General features: G+C 64.4%; 20 protein-coding genes. 9 read left to right on the plus strand and 11 right to left on the minus strand.

What is annotated here, in order from left to right:
* Positions 1-234 precede the first annotated feature (234 nt).
* On the plus strand, positions 235-1170 hold the full coding sequence (locus DNX69_RS04835; protein WP_110784894.1) for a glutaminase: 936 nt from the start codon (positions 235-237) through the stop codon (positions 1168-1170).
* A gap of 99 nt (positions 1171-1269) precedes the next feature.
* Here DNX69_RS04835 and DNX69_RS04840 read toward each other — a convergent pair whose 3' ends face one another.
* Together DNX69_RS04840 and DNX69_RS26025 are read right to left on the minus strand one after the other, a co-directional pair.
* Complete coding sequence (locus tag DNX69_RS04840) at positions 1270-1452, minus strand: DUF2735 domain-containing protein (RefSeq protein WP_110784895.1); 183 nt, start codon at positions 1450-1452, stop codon at positions 1270-1272.
* Positions 1449-1664, minus strand: coding sequence for a hypothetical protein (locus tag DNX69_RS26025; RefSeq protein ID WP_133255971.1), 216 nt, complete (start codon positions 1662-1664; stop codon positions 1449-1451). Before DNX69_RS26025 ends, DNX69_RS04840 begins: the two co-directional genes overlap by 4 nt.
* Positions 1665-1948: 284 nt before the next feature.
* Between DNX69_RS26025 and DNX69_RS04845 the strand changes: the two genes are divergently transcribed.
* The 4 genes from DNX69_RS04845 (at position 1949) to DNX69_RS04860 (ending at position 5760) form a co-directional block, all read left to right on the plus strand.
* Positions 1949-2986 (plus strand): glutamine synthetase beta-grasp domain-containing protein, encoded by a 1038-nt coding sequence (locus DNX69_RS04845; RefSeq protein ID WP_110784896.1) that lies wholly within the window; start codon positions 1949-1951, stop codon positions 2984-2986.
* A 189-nt stretch (positions 2987-3175) separates the two neighbouring features.
* On the plus strand, positions 3176-3688 hold the full coding sequence (locus DNX69_RS04850) for a CAP domain-containing protein (RefSeq protein WP_110784897.1): 513 nt from the start codon (positions 3176-3178) through the stop codon (positions 3686-3688).
* 95 nt (positions 3689-3783) lie between these two features.
* A complete protein-coding gene (locus tag DNX69_RS04855) occupies positions 3784-4923 on the plus strand; it encodes a DUF3734 domain-containing protein (protein ID WP_110784898.1) in 1140 nt (379 codons plus the stop codon).
* Between the two features lie 48 nt (positions 4924-4971).
* The gene (locus DNX69_RS04860) at positions 4972-5760 is read left to right on the plus strand and encodes a 3-hydroxybutyrate dehydrogenase (RefSeq protein ID WP_110784899.1); all 789 of its coding nucleotides are present in this window, start codon (positions 4972-4974) and stop codon (positions 5758-5760) included.
* Positions 5761-5814: 54 nt separating this feature from the next.
* Here the strand turns inward: DNX69_RS04860 and DNX69_RS04865 are convergent, their stop codons facing one another.
* The 5 genes from DNX69_RS04865 to DNX69_RS04885 form a co-directional block, all read right to left on the minus strand.
* The gene (locus DNX69_RS04865; RefSeq protein WP_110784900.1) at positions 5815-6189 is read right to left on the minus strand and encodes a type II toxin-antitoxin system RelE/ParE family toxin; all 375 of its coding nucleotides are present in this window, start codon (positions 6187-6189) and stop codon (positions 5815-5817) included.
* The gene (locus DNX69_RS04870; RefSeq protein WP_110784901.1) at positions 6186-6419 is read right to left on the minus strand and encodes a hypothetical protein; all 234 of its coding nucleotides are present in this window, start codon (positions 6417-6419) and stop codon (positions 6186-6188) included. Before DNX69_RS04870 ends, DNX69_RS04865 begins: the two co-directional genes overlap by 4 nt.
* 156 nt (positions 6420-6575) lie before the next feature.
* Positions 6576-6836: a BrnA antitoxin family protein gene (locus tag DNX69_RS04875; protein ID WP_110784902.1), complete on the minus strand. Its 261-nt coding sequence runs from the start codon at positions 6834-6836 to the stop codon at positions 6576-6578.
* Complete coding sequence (locus tag DNX69_RS04880; protein WP_110784903.1) at positions 6805-7122, minus strand: BrnT family toxin; 318 nt, start codon at positions 7120-7122, stop codon at positions 6805-6807. The genes DNX69_RS04875 and DNX69_RS04880 overlap by 32 nt, the downstream gene beginning before the upstream one ends.
* A gap of 78 nt (positions 7123-7200) precedes the next feature.
* On the minus strand, positions 7201-8562 hold the full coding sequence (locus DNX69_RS04885; protein WP_110784904.1) for a lipopolysaccharide biosynthesis protein: 1362 nt from the start codon (positions 8560-8562) through the stop codon (positions 7201-7203).
* Positions 8563-8822: 260 nt separating this feature from the next.
* On the opposite strand from DNX69_RS04885, the gene DNX69_RS04890 reads away from it, so the two are divergent.
* From DNX69_RS04890 to DNX69_RS04905, 4 genes are all read left to right on the plus strand, one after another.
* Positions 8823-9032 (plus strand): hypothetical protein, encoded by a 210-nt coding sequence (locus tag DNX69_RS04890; protein ID WP_234826855.1) that lies wholly within the window; start codon positions 8823-8825, stop codon positions 9030-9032.
* 235 nt (positions 9033-9267) lie between these two features.
* On the plus strand, positions 9268-9789 hold the full coding sequence (locus tag DNX69_RS04895; protein ID WP_110784906.1) for a PAS domain-containing protein: 522 nt from the start codon (positions 9268-9270) through the stop codon (positions 9787-9789).
* Positions 9764-11089 (plus strand): methyl-accepting chemotaxis protein, encoded by a 1326-nt coding sequence (locus DNX69_RS04900; RefSeq protein WP_110784907.1) that lies wholly within the window; start codon positions 9764-9766, stop codon positions 11087-11089. Before DNX69_RS04895 ends, DNX69_RS04900 begins: the two co-directional genes overlap by 26 nt.
* 160 nt (positions 11090-11249) lie before the next feature.
* Positions 11250-11552, plus strand: a complete 303-nt coding sequence (locus DNX69_RS04905; protein WP_110784908.1) for a hypothetical protein — start codon at positions 11250-11252, stop codon at positions 11550-11552.
* Between the two features lie 112 nt (positions 11553-11664).
* Here DNX69_RS04905 and DNX69_RS04910 read toward each other — a convergent pair whose 3' ends face one another.
* The 4 genes from DNX69_RS04910 to DNX69_RS04925 all read right to left on the minus strand — a co-directional run bounded on the left by DNX69_RS04910 (position 11665) and on the right by DNX69_RS04925 (position 15419).
* Positions 11665-12795 carry a C4-dicarboxylate TRAP transporter substrate-binding protein gene (locus DNX69_RS04910; protein WP_110784909.1) on the minus strand — a complete coding sequence of 377 codons (1131 nt, stop codon included), beginning with the start codon at positions 12793-12795 and terminating at the stop codon, positions 11665-11667.
* 68 nt (positions 12796-12863) lie between these two features.
* Complete coding sequence (locus DNX69_RS04915; RefSeq protein ID WP_110784910.1) at positions 12864-14171, minus strand: TRAP transporter large permease; 1308 nt, start codon at positions 14169-14171, stop codon at positions 12864-12866.
* Positions 14172-14201: 30 nt separating this feature from the next.
* Complete coding sequence (locus DNX69_RS04920) at positions 14202-14723, minus strand: TRAP transporter small permease (protein ID WP_110784911.1); 522 nt, start codon at positions 14721-14723, stop codon at positions 14202-14204.
* 228 nt (positions 14724-14951) lie between these two features.
* A complete protein-coding gene (locus DNX69_RS04925) occupies positions 14952-15419 on the minus strand; it encodes a YbaK/EbsC family protein (protein WP_110784912.1) in 468 nt (155 codons plus the stop codon).
* Positions 15420-15483: the final 64 nt, after the last annotated feature.

A 15483-nucleotide genomic window follows, 5' to 3' on the forward strand; every position in this document is an offset into this window, starting at 1 on the left:
CCGGGTCGGGTGAGGGGGCATCTCCACGAGTCAGAGCGTTAGCTCAACTGGCTGGACTGGATGTCATCGATGGCAGGGCGCTCGGCCTCGGCGCGACGCCCCCTCATCCCACCCTTCTCCCCGCGCGCGGGGAGAAGGAGCCGGCTTTGCTCGCGGCGATGTCCCTGCCTGCACGCAATCCTGCTTCCTCTTTGGCCTTGCGTTCCCGCCGAGCTTGTCCTTCTCTCCGCCGCCATGAGCAATCAGCTTCTCGACCGTGTCGTTGCCGAAATCGCCGACGAGATGGCGCAGCGGGCGGACCGCGGCGAGGTGGCGAGCTACATTCCGGAGCTAGCGCGGGTCGATCCGCGGCGCTTCGGGCTGGTGGTGATCGACGCCGACGGCCACGTTGCCGCCGCCGGCGATTCCGATGTGCCGTTCTCGATCCAAAGCATCTCGAAAGTGTTCACGCTGACGCTGGCGCTTGGCAAGGCCGGCGACCGGCTGTGGCACCGGGTCGGCCGCGAGCCGTCGGGCTCGGCGTTCAACTCGATCGTGCAGCTCGAGCACGAGCGCGGCATCCCGCGCAATCCGTTCATCAATGCCGGCGCGATCGCCGTCACCGATCTGATCCTGTCCGGCCACCAGCCGCGCGAGGCGCTCGGCGAGATCCTGCGCTTCATGCAGTTCCTGGCCGGCGATTCCTCGATCGCGATCGACGAGGCGGTGGCCAGGTCCGAGCAGCGCACCGGGTTTCGCAATGCCGCGCTCGCCAATTACATGAAATCGTTCGGGGTGTTGGATAATCCGGTCGAATACACGCTCGGCGTCTATTTCCATCACTGCGCGATTGCGATGAGCTGCCGGCAATTGGCGATGGCCGGGCGGTTCCTGGCGCATAGCGGCCAGAACCCGTCGACCGGTCATAACGTGGTGTCGAGCGAGCGCGCCCGGCGCATCAACGCCCTGATGCTGACCTGCGGCCACTATGATGGTTCGGGTGAATTCGCCTACCGGGTCGGCCTACCGGGCAAGAGCGGCGTCGGCGGCGGGGTGCTGGCGGTCGCGCCGGGCAGAGCCTCGATCGCGGTGTGGGCACCCGGGCTCGATGCCGCCGGCAATTCCCATCTCGGCCGCGTCGCGCTGGAGGCGCTGACCAAGCGCATGGGCTGGTCGATCTTCGGCGTCTGACGGCCACCGCGCCAGCCCGCAGCAAAAAGGGCCGAACGCGTCCGCCGGCCCTTCGTCAGTCGCTGTGCTGGTGGCGGCAGTGCCGCTCAAGTTGCGGCGTCATGGCCGCTTGGTGGACTGCTCTTCGAGCATCGCGATCTCGTGATACCAGCTCGAGCAGGTGAGGATATTGGCCGGATTCGACGCCGCTTCGCTGCTCGGCAGCGCGCTGCGTTTGTCTCCATCCCGGCCGCCGACCGGGAACTGGTAGATCTTGGCGGAGGTCTGATTCAGGCTGCTCACGCGATCTCTCCTTTCTCTCCTTCGTGTCGATGAAGCTGGCTCGACGGACGGTCCGGCCGCGCGTCGCAACGGATGATAACGCGATTGCTCCGCGTGCAGGCAGAATGATCAACAAAGAACCAGTCATTGGCGATTCTTTGCGCACTCACCCGTCTGCTGCCGAACGCGGCACTGGACTGATGCAACGCGGCCGGGATGGCTTGGTTGCGCATTCCCCTTTCCCGAGAAAATCGTGCGCCCGAGGGGTTAATTTTGTTCACCGCCATGGATGCGGGGAAATACGGAGGAATCGGGCGTTTTGCGGCTCGTGGCGGCGAGAGGCCGCGCCTCTCTTTTGCGCAGAAGTGGCCGCGACGCCGCGGCTGTCACGCCTGCGGCGATTTGGCTCATTCTGGCATATTAAATGCTTCATGTTCGCAGGACCGAAGGCCGCCGGGTGCGGTTCCGGGTCCGCCGTCGGGACGAACGCCGATGGCATCTCCAACGAGAGGACCGCATGACCAAGTACAAGCTCGAGTACATCTGGCTCGACGGCTACAAGCCGACGCCGAACCTGCGCGGCAAGACCACCATCAAGGAATTCGAGGTCTATCCGACGCTCGAGCAGCTTCCGCTGTGGGGATTCGACGGCTCGTCGACGTTGCAGGCCGAAGGCCACAGCTCGGACTGCGTGCTCAAGCCGGTCGCGATGTACCCGGACGCTGCGCGCAAGGACGGCATCCTGGTTCTGTGCGAAGTGATGATGCCGGACGGCGTCACCCCGCACCCGACCAACACCCGCGCCACCATTCTGGACGACGAAGGCGCCTGGTTCGGCTTCGAGCAGGAATACTTCTTCTACAAGAACGGCCGCCCGCTCGGCTTCCCCGAGGCCGGCTATCCGGCGCCGCAGGGCCCGTACTACACCGGCGTCGGCTATAAGCACGTCGGTGACATCGCCCGCCAGATCGTCGAAGAGCATCTCGATCTCTGCCTCGCCGCCGGCATCAACCACGAAGGCATCAACGCCGAAGTGGCGAAGGGCCAGTGGGAATTCCAGGTGTTCGGCAAGGGTTCGAAGACCGCCGCCGACCAGATGTGGATGGCCCGCTATCTGATGCTGCGTCTCACCGAGAAGTACGGCATCGACATCGAATTCCACTGCAAGCCGCTCGGCGACACCGACTGGAACGGCTCGGGCATGCACTGCAACTTCTCGACCGCCTATATGCGCGAAGTCGGCGGCAAGGAGTATTTCGAAGCGATGATGAAGGCGTTCGAGGCCAATCTCGACGACCACATCGCGGTGTACGGTCCGGACAACCACATGCGCCTGACCGGCAAGCACGAGACTGCGCCGTGGAACAAGTTCTCCTACGGCATCGCTGACCGCGGCGCGTCGATCCGCGTGCCGCACTCCTTCGTCAACAACGGCTACAAGGGCTATCTGGAAGACCGCCGCCCGAACTCGCAGGGCGACCCCTACCAGATCGCGTCCCAGGTTCTGAAGACGATTTCGTCGGTCCCCACCTCGAAGTCGGCGGCCGCCGCCTGAACCTCCACGGCGACCGCTCGCGGCCCGGACGCAAGTCCGGGCCGTTGCCGTTTCAAGGCCCCGGACGCGCTTTCCTGCCGGTCCTATCTTCACCTTTCAGCCACTGTTGACGTGCAACAACTGGCCGGCGCGGCGTGAGCCGGTGACGGGCCGGCAGTGCCGATCGCGCGCGAATGGGGAATCTGGACAATGTTTCGCGGGGTGATGGCCGTTCTCGGCCTGTTGGTGCTGGCAGGCTGTGCCGGCGATGTCGCACCGTCGGTCGACAAGCCGTCGATGTATCAGAGCATGGCGCACGAAGGTGCCCGGGTCGACGTCGCGGCGGCGGCCGTCATGATCTCGCAATATCGCCAGAACAACGGCCTCGGTCCGGTGACGGTCGATCCGGCGCTGACCAAGCTCGCCGAGGACCAGTCCTCGACCATGGCGAGGCGCAACAAGCTCGACCACGACGTCAAGGCGCCTCTGGCGCAGCGGCTGAACGCCTCCGGCTATCCGGCGGCGATCGCGGTCGAGAACGTCTCGGCCGGCTATCACACGCTGGCGGAAGCGTTTTCGGGCTGGCGGGATTCGCCGCCCCACCGCGCCAATATGCTGAAGGCCGGCGTCGACCGTATCGGCATCGCCGCCAGCTATGCGCCGGGCACCAAATACAAGGTGTTCTGGACCATGATCCTCGCTTCCACCGACACGCCACGATAAACCGGGCGTGATCCCGCTGCGCCGTTGGCGCAATTGACGCTGGCGCCCCGCATCACCAAGTTTCCGGCGTTCTTGCTCGAGGTGTGATCGACCGGATGGACCCGACACCGCAAAGGAAGGCCGCGAGGCCCTGCGACGCACGCCGCGTGCTGGTGCTGCAGGGCGGCGGCGCGCTCGGCGCCTATCAGGCCGGTGCCTATCAGGCGCTGTGCCATCACGATTTCGAACCGCAATGGCTCGCCGGCATTTCGATCGGGGCCATCAACGCCGCGATCATCGCCGGCAACCCGCGCGAGCAGCGCGTCGATAAGCTGAAGCAGTTCTGGGAAATGGCGTCGTCGCCGGTGCCGTGGCAGCCGCTGCTGCACGACGACCACGTGCATTCGCTGTTCAACGAGACCTCGGCGGCGGTGATCGCCACCTTCGGGGTGCCGGGCTTTTTCACGCCGCGGTTTCCGCCGACGCACCTGCTGCCGTCGGGCAAGCCGTCCAATCTCAGCTACTACGACACCGCGCCGCTGCGTTCGACACTGGAGCGGCTGGTCGACTTCGACCGCCTCAACACTAATGGCATCCGTCTCAGCGTCGGTGCGGTCAACATTGCCACCGGCAATTTCGTTTATTTCGATACCACCAAGCAGACCATCGGCCCCGAGCACATCATGGCCTCGGCCGCGCTGCCGCCCGGCTTTCCGGCGATCGAGATCGACGGTGAGCATTATTGGGACGGCGGTGTCGCATCCAACACGCCGCTCGACTACGTGCTCGACTGCGAGCAGCGCGACGATCTGTTGATCTTCCAGGTCGACCTGTTCAGCGCCCGCGGCCGGTTGCCGGAGACGCTGCTGGAGGCCGCCGAGCGCGAGAAGGACATCCGTTATTCAAGTCGCACTCGGCTGAATACCGACAAGAACAAAATGATCCACAACACCCGCAAGGCGCTGCGCGACCTGATCGACCGGCTGCCCGCGGAATTGCGCGACGATCCGGCCTACGCCATCCTGCACAAGGCGGCGCAGGAGAACACCGTCACTGTCGTGCATCTGATCTATCGTAAGCGGGATTACGAGGCGTCGTCGAAGGACTACGATTTCTCCCGGCTCAACATGGCCGAGCACTGGAAGGCCGGCGAGCAGGACGTCTACGTCTCGATGCGCGACCAGAGCTGGCAGCGGGCGCCGCAGGACGGCGAGACCATGGTGACCTGGGACCTCACCCGGGATGCTTTCGAATAAGCGGCCTGTTCTGCGCCGCTTTCTCAACTTCGCGAACAGGAGCGGATAATGACGAATCTGACAGGCAAGACCGCGGTCGTGACCGGCTCGACCTCGGGGATCGGGCTCAGCTATGCGCGCGCCTTTGCCAAGGCCGGCGCCAACGTCGTGATCAACGGCATGGGCGAAGCTGACGCGATCGAGAAGGAGCGCAAGGCGATCGAGAGCGACTTCGCCGTCAAGGCGGTGTATTCGCCGGCCGATATGCTGAAGCCGGCCGAGATCGCCGAGATGATCAAGCTCGGCGAGACCACCTTCGGATCGGTCGATATCCTGGTCAACAATGCCGGCATCCAGTTCGTCTCTCCGATCGAGGACTTCCCGATCGAGAAGTGGGACGCGATTATCGGCATCAATCTGTCGTCGGCGTTTCACGGCATCCGCGCCGCGGTGCCGGGGATGAAGAAGCGCGGTTGGGGCCGCATCATCAACACCGCCTCGGCCCACTCGCTGGTGGCATCGCCGTTCAAGTCGGCCTATGTGGCCGCCAAGCACGGCATCGCCGGCCTGACCAAAACGGTGGCGCTGGAGCTCGCCACCCACAAGATCACCTGCAACTGCATCTCGCCCGGCTACGTCTGGACCCCGCTGGTCGAAAAGCAGATCCCCGACACCATGAAGGCGCGCGGCCTCAGCAAGGAGCAGGTGATCAACGACGTCCTGCTCGCTGCCCAGCCAACCAAGCAGTTCGTCACGCCAGAGCAGGTCGCCGCCCTCGCAGTCTATCTCTGCGGCGACGACGCCAGCCAGATCACCGGCGCCAACCTGTCGATGGACGGCGGCTGGACTGCCGCATAAGGCGGGGTTCGGCGCGGGCGCTTACCATTTTTGTCGATCTGCCCGTTCGCAACATCACGTCTCCCAGAGCATCAGGACTCTGGGATGACCGATCGCCCGGTCAAGCCGGTGACGATGTCGGTCGATGAGCAGGGCGCCTAATCGCCCTGCTTCATCGGCGCTCGCGCGGTGACGGATGTGCAGGATCTCGATCTTGGAGTCTCGCACGCGATAGAAAACCCGAAACGGATAGCGCACAACGGCTGCCGATCGAATGCCGGGACGTTGTGCGACCCTGGGGGCCGAATCGGGAGCCGATGCTATTCGAGCGATCACGTTTTCGATCCGCGCGCCGATCGATCGGGCAACTCTCTGACTTGCGTGCTTGCCGTAATAGGCGGAGATCTGGTCGAGGTCGGCGAGAGCCTGCCGGGAGTAGACGACCTTCATCGCCCAAACTTAGCGAACGCAATTCGGATTTCGTCGTCGGTGGCCTGTTCGCCCGTGTCGAGAGTAGCGGCGGCAGCATCGATGATCCGCAGCTCTTCGTCGCTTGCGTGATACCGGTCGGCTTGAAGCTCGCTTTCGATCTCGCGAGCCACCGCGGCCAGTTCCTCCCGCGCCGCTTCCGGCCAGGATTCCGCCCGCTTGATCAAAGCCTCGAGGTTGTCCGCGCTCATTTTGAAACTATAGCATGAGGCGATGAGGCGGTCAGCAGCCGGCAGACCGCTTAATCTAGCCTTTGCTGCCGAACGAGTACGTGAAGGCTGAGGCGTTTGCGGACGATCCAGAACAGCAGCACGGCTTCGAAAGTCGGCGCCGCTTGATGCTTGCGACTATCTCTTCGCCCGCTTTTGCACCGCTTGCTCCAGAGCCATCCGGATGTAGCGTTGATAGGGGACACCCGCGGCCTTCGCCTGCTGGCGCACCGCGGACAGAAGTTGTTCCGGCAGTCGGAGGTTGACCGACTTGTCTTTCGGCTTCATCTCGAACTGCATGGTGACCATGCCCGACAGGTCGTAATCAGCGAGGTCGGCCTTCGCGACGAAGGCTTCCGCCTCGGCATCACTTTCCAGCTTTGGCAGCTTCTTCTTCATAGGCGGCGATTTCCTTGGCGTGCATATAGCGGGCGCCGATCGGGCGAATTAGCGTTCGACCGGAACGCGTCCTGAGCGTGAACACCACGAACACCATCCGTCCCGTTTCGGTCCGGCCGATGGCCTTGAAGCGATCCTCGGATGAGGAATGCGCCGGATCGGGAAACACGCTGATCGGTCCGCGGAATAAGCCTTCGATCTCCGCGACTGTCACGCCGTGCTTGGCGCATTTGGCGCGATTGCCGAGATCCCAATCAAAGTCGGCACTTCCATCGGAAGCCTTTATCTAAAATAGGCATTTGTATAGACAAATGTCAATCTGCCGCCCGCCTCTGGGGCGCGTCGGAAACGGCTCAGACTGTCTTCAGCGCGTGTTCGTCCCGAACGCCAGCACGTGCAGGCCGAGGCGTTTGCGGACGATCCAGAACAGCAGCACGGTTTCGAAGGTCAGCGCCGCGGAGGTGGCGGCGGCGGCGCCGTAGCCGCCGAAGCGCGGCACCAGGATCAGGCACAACGCCAGATTGACTGCGAACGCCAGCGCATAGGCGAGGGCGCAGACGTGCTGGTGGCCGAGCATGTTGAGCAGCCGTTCCACCGGCCCGATCGCAGCGCGGACCATCAGGCCGATCGCGGCGACGAACATGATGCCGTAGCCGGCGGTGAACTGCGGCCCGAACAGCCACAGCAGCGGCTTGCCGAGCGCCAGCAAGGCCAGCGTCGCCGCCAGCGACGGCCAGAACGTCCACTGAATCGCATGGCGCACATAGGCCGCCAGCCGCACATTGTCGCCGGCGACGCTGTATTCGGTGAAGCGGTGCGCGGTGCTCGCCGACATCGCGTAATGAATGAACGACACCAGCGCCAGCGTCTTCACCACCGCATAGTAGATGCCGACCTCTTCCGGCGTGCTGAACTGCTGCAGCACCAGCACGTCGGTGTAGGACAACAGCAGATAGAAGCTTTCGACCAGCAGGATGGGCAACGAGGTGGCGAGCCAGCCGCGGACGTCGTAGGCCCGCGGTCCGGCGGGGATGTAATCGGCGAGCCGGCGGTTCAGCGCGATCATCTGACCGAGCATCGCGATCCAGACCGCCGCACAGCTCGCCGCCATCGCCGCGACCGCGCCCAGGTCGAAGCCGAGCACAAATAGCCCGGCGGTGAAGCCGATGATCAGAGCTTGGCGGATGATGAACTGTGGCATCAGCCCGAGCCGCATCCAATCGTGCGTGCGGGCGATGCCATCCTGGGTATTGGCGACCACGAAGGCCGGCAGCGTCAGGCAGCCGAGATACAGCGGCAGCACCGTGGCGTCGCCGATCAGCGGCGACAGCGCCCACACCAGCAGGGCGAGCAGCAGCGACATCAGGCTGGAGGCCGCCAGGGTGCCCCAGCGGCTGCCGGACAGAAAACCACGCAGCCGGTCGAGCTCGCCGCGCGCGCGATATTCCGGGATGATCTTCTGCGCCGAGGCGGAGATGCCGAAATCCAGCATCGAGCCGAGCAGCAGCACCCATGTCCAGACATAGACGTAGATGCCGTAGTCCGACGCCCCCATCCATCGCGCCAGCAGGATCTGGGCGCCGTAGGCCAGCCCGGCGCTGACCACGCGGATCAGGAAGATGGTGCCGGCGAGCCGGGTGGTGAGCGAGGCTTCGTTGGAGCCTCCGAACAGGGCGGTGAGGCGCGCCTTCAGCGTCGCCAGGGGCGTTGCTGGTGGAGAGTCCATGACGGCCAAAGCGTTTCCCCGAACCCGCCGTGTCGGACACGACGCGGCATCGCCTTGATCTAGCAACCGGATATTAAGAATCGGTTGGGCGGGGCCGACCCTGCTTTTCCGCGACGAAGCGGCAGGTTTCGGTGTTGGAACCGGGTTCGCTACGGCGCGTTGGGCTGTGCGGCCGAGTGTCGTCGCCGCGATGCTCGGAGCCGCGCAGGCGGACCGGCCAAGTCCTTACATGTGGACGTCTTCAGATGCCAAAATGGCCGATGCCGAAGCTATCGCGAAATAACGTCGGACGCCTCGTCGGAGCCGGCGTCGCGGCGATCGTGATCGCCGCTGTTCTCGGAATCGCGACAATGCGCGGCCTGGGATTGCCCGCTGCATCGGTTCGGGAGTGGGCGTTGAATCTCGCCAGCCTGGTTGTTGCCTTCCTTTTGATCGCGGGCATCGGCCGTCGTCAGAACGACAATCGGTGACGCCCGGACGGCAACTCGCTCTTGTCAGGAAAAATACTACAACTCGAGTTGATAGTATGACGTCCGTTTGACCGGAAGATCGAAGTACGTCGGCTTTCATTGCCGCGGATGGGCAGTCCGGTCGCTAGTTGGGCGAACTAACTATTAAGACCTGCCTCGTAGCTTTGCGTAGCCGGACCGGGGCCTTGATCAGTGTCCGTGCAAGCAGTTCTCAGCCGCTGAACCGGAATTCGCCGTGACTTCTTCCGTCAAGCCCACGGGCGTTGAAGTGTTCTTCGACGCCGACGATATCATCGTGTCCAAGACCGACCTGAAAGGCCGGATCACCTACGCCAACCGCGTGTTCACCGACATCTGCGGCTACAGCGAAGCCGAATTGCTCGGCCAGCCGCATTCGATCGTGCGGCATCCCGACATGCCGCGCTGCGTATTCAAGCTTTTGTGGGACACCCTCGCCGAGGGCCGTGAGATCTTCGCCTACGTCAAGAATATGACGAAACACGGCGATCACTACTGGGTGTTCGCGCACGTCACGCCGTCGTTCGATGCCGCAGGGGCTGTGATCGGCTATCACTCCAACCGCCGCGTGCCGGAGCGCCGGGTCGTCGCCGCGCTGGAGCCGGTCTATGCCGAGCTGCTTGCGCAGGAAGCGCAGCATCGCAACGGCAAGGACGCATTGGCGGCCGGCTATCAGCACATGATCGATTTCGTCAGGTCGAAGAACATTTCCTATGATCAACTCGTCTTCTCTCTTTAAGGCCGGCGTCTTTGTCGTCGTCGCTGTCGGTGGCACGCTGGCTGCTCTGTCCGGGCTCGTGCTCGGCGTGCCGCTGCTCCAACAGATCGGCCTGGGGGCCTCGCTGATCGGCGCGGTCGGCGTGGCCGCGATGCTGATGCGGCTGAACCGAATGCTGACCCAGATCGACCAGGTCTGCGGCCGCATCGCGGACGGCGACTTCGAAGCGCGGTTGATCGGGTGTCGTGACGCTGGCCGCCTGCTCGAACTGCAGGACCGCTTCAACGACATGATTGACCGCTGTGACGCCTTCGTACGCGAATCCAGTGCGGCGATGGCGGCGATCCGCGACGACAAATACTATCGCCACATCCTGCCGCAGGGGCTGCGCGGCTCGCTGCTGATCGCCAGCCGCACCATCAACGAGGCGATGCAGGCGATCGAGACGCGCGTCGCAGCGTTCAACGCCAACACCGCGGAATTCGAGACCGCGATCGGCACGGTGATCGATGCGGTCGGCGCCGCCTCCAGCAATATGGGCGAGACCGCCGGCAGCCTCAGCCGCGGCGTCAGCGCGACGCGCGATCGAACCCTCGCGGTCTCCGCGGCCAGCGAGCAGGCGTCGACCAATATGGAGACGGTGGCAGCGGCAACCGCCGAACTGACCGCCTCGGCCAACGAGATCCTCGGCAGTGTGAACCGTTCGGCGACGATCGCGCAGGCGGCAGTCGCCGCGTCCGATCATGCCCGCGACACTGTGGGCAGCCTGTCGACCGCCACCGAACGGATCGGCGCGATCGTGCAACTGATCGAAGAGATCGCGTCCCAGACCAACCTGCTGGCGCTCAACGCAACGATCGAGGCGGCGCGCGCCGGCGAGGCGGGGCGGGGCTTCTCGGTGGTGGCGCAGGAGGTGAAGTCGCTCGCCGAGCAGACCGCGAATGCGACGCGCGACATCTCGCGCAGCATTGCCGAAGTGCAGGAGACTACCCGCGCCGCAGTCGACGCCATCTCCGGCATCGGTCGCTCGATCGGCGAGGTCGACGACATCACCCATCAGGTCGCGCTCGCGGTCGAGGCGCAGACGGCCGCGACCGGCGAGGTCGCGCGCAACATCGAAGAGGCGTTCGCCGGCATTCGCGACATCTCGGGGAACATCCAAAGCGTCGGCAGCAACATCAGCGAGACTGAACAGCACGCCGAGGTGACGCTGTCGGCGTCCGGGACGCTGGCGCAGCAGGCCAGCTCGCTCGGCGATGCGGTGCGCGCTTTCCTTCGCACGCTCCATCGCGATGGAGCGGAGGCGCGCAAGGCCGCTTGAGTCGGCTTCAGCGTCCTCGCGTGCCGCGGCAGATCCCAATTTACGTCGCACACCTTAATTCGAGTTCATCTAGATGAACTCGTTCGTCAGCGCTCGTTCAGCTGCAACTTCCTAAGGTCGGGACAGTTCTGATGGTTCTCGATCCGAAGGAGGTTGTTCGATGAGACTGAAACTCGCCGTTGCTGCCGCTGCCACTCTGGGCGCGGTTGCGTTCGCTCCGGGCATCGCGTCGGCGGCGATGCCGAACGGTCTTCCCGGCACCGCGCAGGTCGCCGGCCGCACATCTGCCCAGGTCGATCAGGTTCGCTACGTCTGTAACCAATGGGGCCGATGCTGGTGGCGGCCGAACTATTACGGCGCGTACGGCTACTACGGTCCCCGATTCTACGGCCCGCGTTATTACGGTCCGCGATTCTACGGTCCTCGGCCGTATGGGCGGCATCATGGCTGGCGCCGCTGGTGAGCGGACGACGCCTGATCTGCCAATTGAAAGAAGGGGCGGCCTGCGCAGCGAGGCCGCCCCTTTCGCGTTCGGGTCGAGTTTCGCGTTTGGGCCGAGTAGAGGCGTCTCGCCGCTACTTCTTCACGCCGAAGGTCGCCGGATCGAGCTTGGCGTAGACCTCGTTGTAGAACATGTCGCTGAGCTTCTTCGGATCGTTCTCGATCGGGCCGATCAGCTTCTCGTACTTCGCCAGCAGCTCCTTATACTTGTCGACGAATTCCTGGGCGTTCTCGATGCCCTTCTTCTTGGCGGCGTCGACGATGCCGGGCAGATCCTTCTCGACGAAGTCCTTGCGCGCGGCGAGCAGCGCCGGGTCCGGTTGCACCACCGGCACCTTCTTCTCCTTGGCGAGTTCGAGTGCAGCCTTGTCGCCGGCGTGATATTCGTTGACGGTCTTGACCACCGCCACCGGGATCGCCTTGAGGATTCCGGCGCGCTGCGGCGTCGTCATCTTCGACCAGGTGTCGAGATTGATCGAATACAGATTGCCGGAGCGGAACGAGCCGAGATTCAGCAAAACGACTTGGCCGGCGGTGTCGGCGAGGCCGTGGGTCTTGAGGCCGCCGACCGCATAGACCGCAGCGTCGATGATGCCGCGCGACAGCGTCTCGTACATCTCGGACGACGGCACGTTGACGCCGGTGGCGCCGACCGATTTGGCGAAGCGGTCCCATAGCGCGCCGCCGGCGCGCAGCTTCTTGCCCTTGATCTTGTCGAGCGAGTTGATGTCGTTCTTGGCGATCAGCACGTAGGGGGCGGTGCTCATGCCGCTGCCGAACAGCTGATTCTGCTTGGTGTATTCGGCGAGGCACGGCTTGCAGTGCAGGTTGAACAATTCGGTGATCGCCATCGCGGCCGCCATGTCGTTCTCGCCGACCATCGCCAGGTCGTTGAGCATCACGCCGTAGGGATAATACGACGGGGTGTAGCTCATGGTGGCGAAGCCGACGTCGGCGACCTGGTCGCGAATGCCGTCGGAGATCGCCTTGGCGCCGAGCAGGGATTCGGCCGGGAAGATGCGGACGGTGACTTCGCCATTGGTGTTCTTCTTCACTTCTTCGGCGAAGGTCTCGTAGCCGAGACCGACCGGGTGCTTCGGCGACAGATAGTGCACCGCCTTCAGCGTCACCGCCGAGGCGCTGCCCGAGGCGCCGAGTGCGAACGCGAACGCCAGTGCGGTCGCGGCCATCCATTTTGTCTTCATGTCGTTTCTCCCTGTGCTTGTGGTGTGCGGCTTTGCGCCGTCCTGGGTACGTCCTTCGGCTGCTCCGGCTAGTTGACCAGCGTGGTCAGGTAGGTGGCGATTTGCGGGAATGCGACCAGCAGCGCGACGCAGATCAGGTCGGCGACCAGAAACCACAGAATCCCGCGGAAGATCGTCTCGATCGGAATCGTGTCGCCGACGATGCCCTTGATGACGAAGACGTTGAGCCCGACCGGCGGGGTGATCAGCCCGATCTCGAGCAGCTTGGTCAGCAGAATGCCGTACCAGATCAGGTCGACGTGCAGCTTCTCGACCGCCGGCAGGAACACCGGCAGCGTCAGCAGCATGATGCCGATCGGATCGAGGAAGCAGCCGAGGAACAGCAGCACCGCCATGGTGCCGAGCACCAGCATCATCGGCGAGATCTGCCCCTCGATCACGACGCCGGAGATGAAATCGGTGAAGCCGGACAGCGCCAGGAACCGGGTCAGCAGCAACGCGCCGATCGCGATGATGAAGATCGAGCCGGTGGTGACCAGCGTCTCGGTGATGGCGAGCTTGATCTTGTCCCAGGTCAGGGTGCGCTGAGCAAAGCCGATCACGAACGCCAGCAGCGCCCCGATGCCGCCGGCTTCGGTCGGGGTGAAGACGCCGCCGAACAGGCCGCCGAACACACCGAAGATCAGCACCAGCACCGGCCAGGTGCCGCGGAACGCGCCGAAGCGGTCGGCCCAGGTGACCTTCTCGTCGATCCGCGGCGCCAGCGACGGGTTCAGCTTGACGCGGGTGACGATCATCGCGGCGTACAGCACGGCGGTGAGCAGCCCGGGCACCACGCCGGCGATGAACAGCTTGCTGATCGGCAGCTCGGCGTAGATGCCGTAGACCAGCAGCAGGATGCTCGGCGGAATCATCGAGCCGATCGTGCCGGCGACTGCGACGGTGCCGGCGGCGAGGCCCGGTTGATAGTTGCTGCGGAGCATTTCGGGGATCGCGATCCGCCCCATCGCGGCGGCGCAGGCGAGCGACGAGCCGGTGACCGCCGAAAAGCCGGCGGCGGCGCCGACCGAGGCCACCGCGAGTCCGCCCGGCATCCACGACAGCCAGGCCCGGGCCACCCGGAACAGGCCGTCGGTGAGCTGCGAGTGAAAGCAGATGTAGCCCATCAGCAGGAACATCGGCACCGAACTCAGCGTCCAGTGCGAGATGAAATCGTAAGGCATCGATGTCAGCGTGCCCCACGCGACGCGCGGGCCGAGCATCGCCCAGATTCCGGCGAACGACAGTCCGCCGAGGGCGACGCCGACCGGCACCCGCAACAGCATCGCCACGATCAGTAGGCCGAGCACGACCCCGCTCAGCGTCAGATCATCCATTCTCGGCGTCCCCCTGCGCTCGGCTTCTTGTTATTCGATCGCTTCGCGCGCGACGTGAGGCTGCAGGACCTTGCGATCGCCCCTGAACAGCCGGACCGCTTTGTAGACGAGGACCAGCGCGATCATGCCGCAGCCGATCGGCAGGAAGAATCGCGTCGGCCACACCGTGACCGCGACGGTACCGAGCGCTTGTTCGCCGATTTCGTATTTCTTGATGGCGTCACCGCCGGTCTGCCAGGCGAACGCGCCGAAATAGGCCGCCGACAGCAGTGCCACCACGCCGATCAGCATGTCCTGGACTTTGCTCGGGAAATGCTGGGTCGCGAGCTCGACGACGATGTGGCCGTTGGCGCGCTCGATCATCGCCAGCGGCAGAAACACCACGGCGACCATGTAGTAGGCGGAGACGATCTCAACCGTCCCGTGCAGCGGTGCATTGAAAATGTAGCGAGCAACGACGTCCGCCGCGATGTGCAGCATCATCAGCACCAGTGCGATGCCGCCGAGCCAAGCGAGCAACGCCGATGCGTAACCGAGCAGTCTGCCCAGCATGTGTCCCCCCAGATGGATCGCAGCGCCCGCGGGTTTTCCCGTCTGTTGCTCTGCTGTCCGTATTTTTCGTTGGCGACAGGGTCCAGCGCGCGGCGCTCGATGTCAAGCCCGTCGGCCCGATCCTTTTTCGAAGGGATCGAATGGCGCGTTGCGGAACTACATGGCGGCGACCGCGCCGCGCAGACTAATCGTTGCTGCGACGGCGGAGAACCGATCGCAGGCTCGCCGTCAATCACGCGCTTCGCAGACGTCGACCCATTCGGCACCGACCAGCTCGGCCATCCGTTGCGGCGCGATCCGCACCGCGCTGTGGATCGAGCCGGCGGCCGGCACCACGACGTCGAATTGTCGCAGCGACAGGTCGCAATAGATCGGCAGCGGTTCCTTTAGCCCGAACGGACAGACGCCGCCGACCTCGTGGCCGGTGAGATCGGCGACTTCGTCGACGCCGAGCATCTTCGGCTTGCCGCCGAGCAGCGCCTTGGCCTTCTTGTTGTCGAGCCGCATCGTGCCGCTGGTGACGATCAGCACCACGCGCTCGCCGACGCGCAGCGACAGCGTCTTAGCGATCTGCTCCGGCGGCACCCCATAGGCTTCGGCGGCAAGCGGCACGGTGGCCGAACTCATCGTCGATTCCTCGACGGCGATGTCGGGGGCCTGTTGGGCGAACCAGGCGCGAACGGATTCCAGACTCATGCGGCTCCTTCGACCAGCGATCTGTGCCGGCCTTTGCGCCCGATATGCCGGAATCGCCCGCCGC

The organism is Rhodopseudomonas palustris, assembly GCF_003226555.1.
Lineage (GTDB): Bacteria > Pseudomonadota > Alphaproteobacteria > Rhizobiales > Xanthobacteraceae > Rhodopseudomonas > Rhodopseudomonas palustris_I.

Coding starts and splice junctions, on each gene's coding strand:
- DNX69_RS04855 (WP_110784898.1), top strand. CDS start 3,784: ATGGACCCGACACCGCAAAGGAAGGCCGCGAGGCCCTGCGACGCACGC.
- DNX69_RS04910 (WP_110784909.1), bottom strand. CDS start 12,795: ATGAAGACAAAATGGATGGCCGCGACCGCACTGGCGTTCGCGTTCGCA.
- DNX69_RS04860 (WP_110784899.1), top strand. CDS start 4,972: ATGACGAATCTGACAGGCAAGACCGCGGTCGTGACCGGCTCGACCTCG.
- DNX69_RS04835 (WP_110784894.1), top strand. CDS start 235: ATGAGCAATCAGCTTCTCGACCGTGTCGTTGCCGAAATCGCCGACGAG.
- DNX69_RS04870 (WP_110784901.1), bottom strand. CDS start 6,419: ATGAGCGCGGACAACCTCGAGGCTTTGATCAAGCGGGCGGAATCCTGG.
- DNX69_RS04885 (WP_110784904.1), bottom strand. CDS start 8,562: ATGGACTCTCCACCAGCAACGCCCCTGGCGACGCTGAAGGCGCGCCTC.
- DNX69_RS04915 (WP_110784910.1), bottom strand. CDS start 14,171: ATGGATGATCTGACGCTGAGCGGGGTCGTGCTCGGCCTACTGATCGTG.
- DNX69_RS04905 (WP_110784908.1), top strand. CDS start 11,250: ATGAGACTGAAACTCGCCGTTGCTGCCGCTGCCACTCTGGGCGCGGTT.
- DNX69_RS04845 (WP_110784896.1), top strand. CDS start 1,949: ATGACCAAGTACAAGCTCGAGTACATCTGGCTCGACGGCTACAAGCCG.
- DNX69_RS04900 (WP_110784907.1), top strand. CDS start 9,764: ATGATCAACTCGTCTTCTCTCTTTAAGGCCGGCGTCTTTGTCGTCGTC.
- DNX69_RS04890 (WP_234826855.1), top strand. CDS start 8,823: ATGCCGAAGCTATCGCGAAATAACGTCGGACGCCTCGTCGGAGCCGGC.
- DNX69_RS26025 (WP_133255971.1), bottom strand. CDS start 1,664: ATGCGCAACCAAGCCATCCCGGCCGCGTTGCATCAGTCCAGTGCCGCG.
- DNX69_RS04850 (WP_110784897.1), top strand. CDS start 3,176: ATGTTTCGCGGGGTGATGGCCGTTCTCGGCCTGTTGGTGCTGGCAGGC.
- DNX69_RS04920 (WP_110784911.1), bottom strand. CDS start 14,723: ATGCTGGGCAGACTGCTCGGTTACGCATCGGCGTTGCTCGCTTGGCTC.
- DNX69_RS04925 (WP_110784912.1), bottom strand. CDS start 15,419: ATGAGTCTGGAATCCGTTCGCGCCTGGTTCGCCCAACAGGCCCCCGAC.
- DNX69_RS04865 (WP_110784900.1), bottom strand. CDS start 6,189: ATGAAGGTCGTCTACTCCCGGCAGGCTCTCGCCGACCTCGACCAGATC.
- DNX69_RS04875 (WP_110784902.1), bottom strand. CDS start 6,836: ATGAAGAAGAAGCTGCCAAAGCTGGAAAGTGATGCCGAGGCGGAAGCC.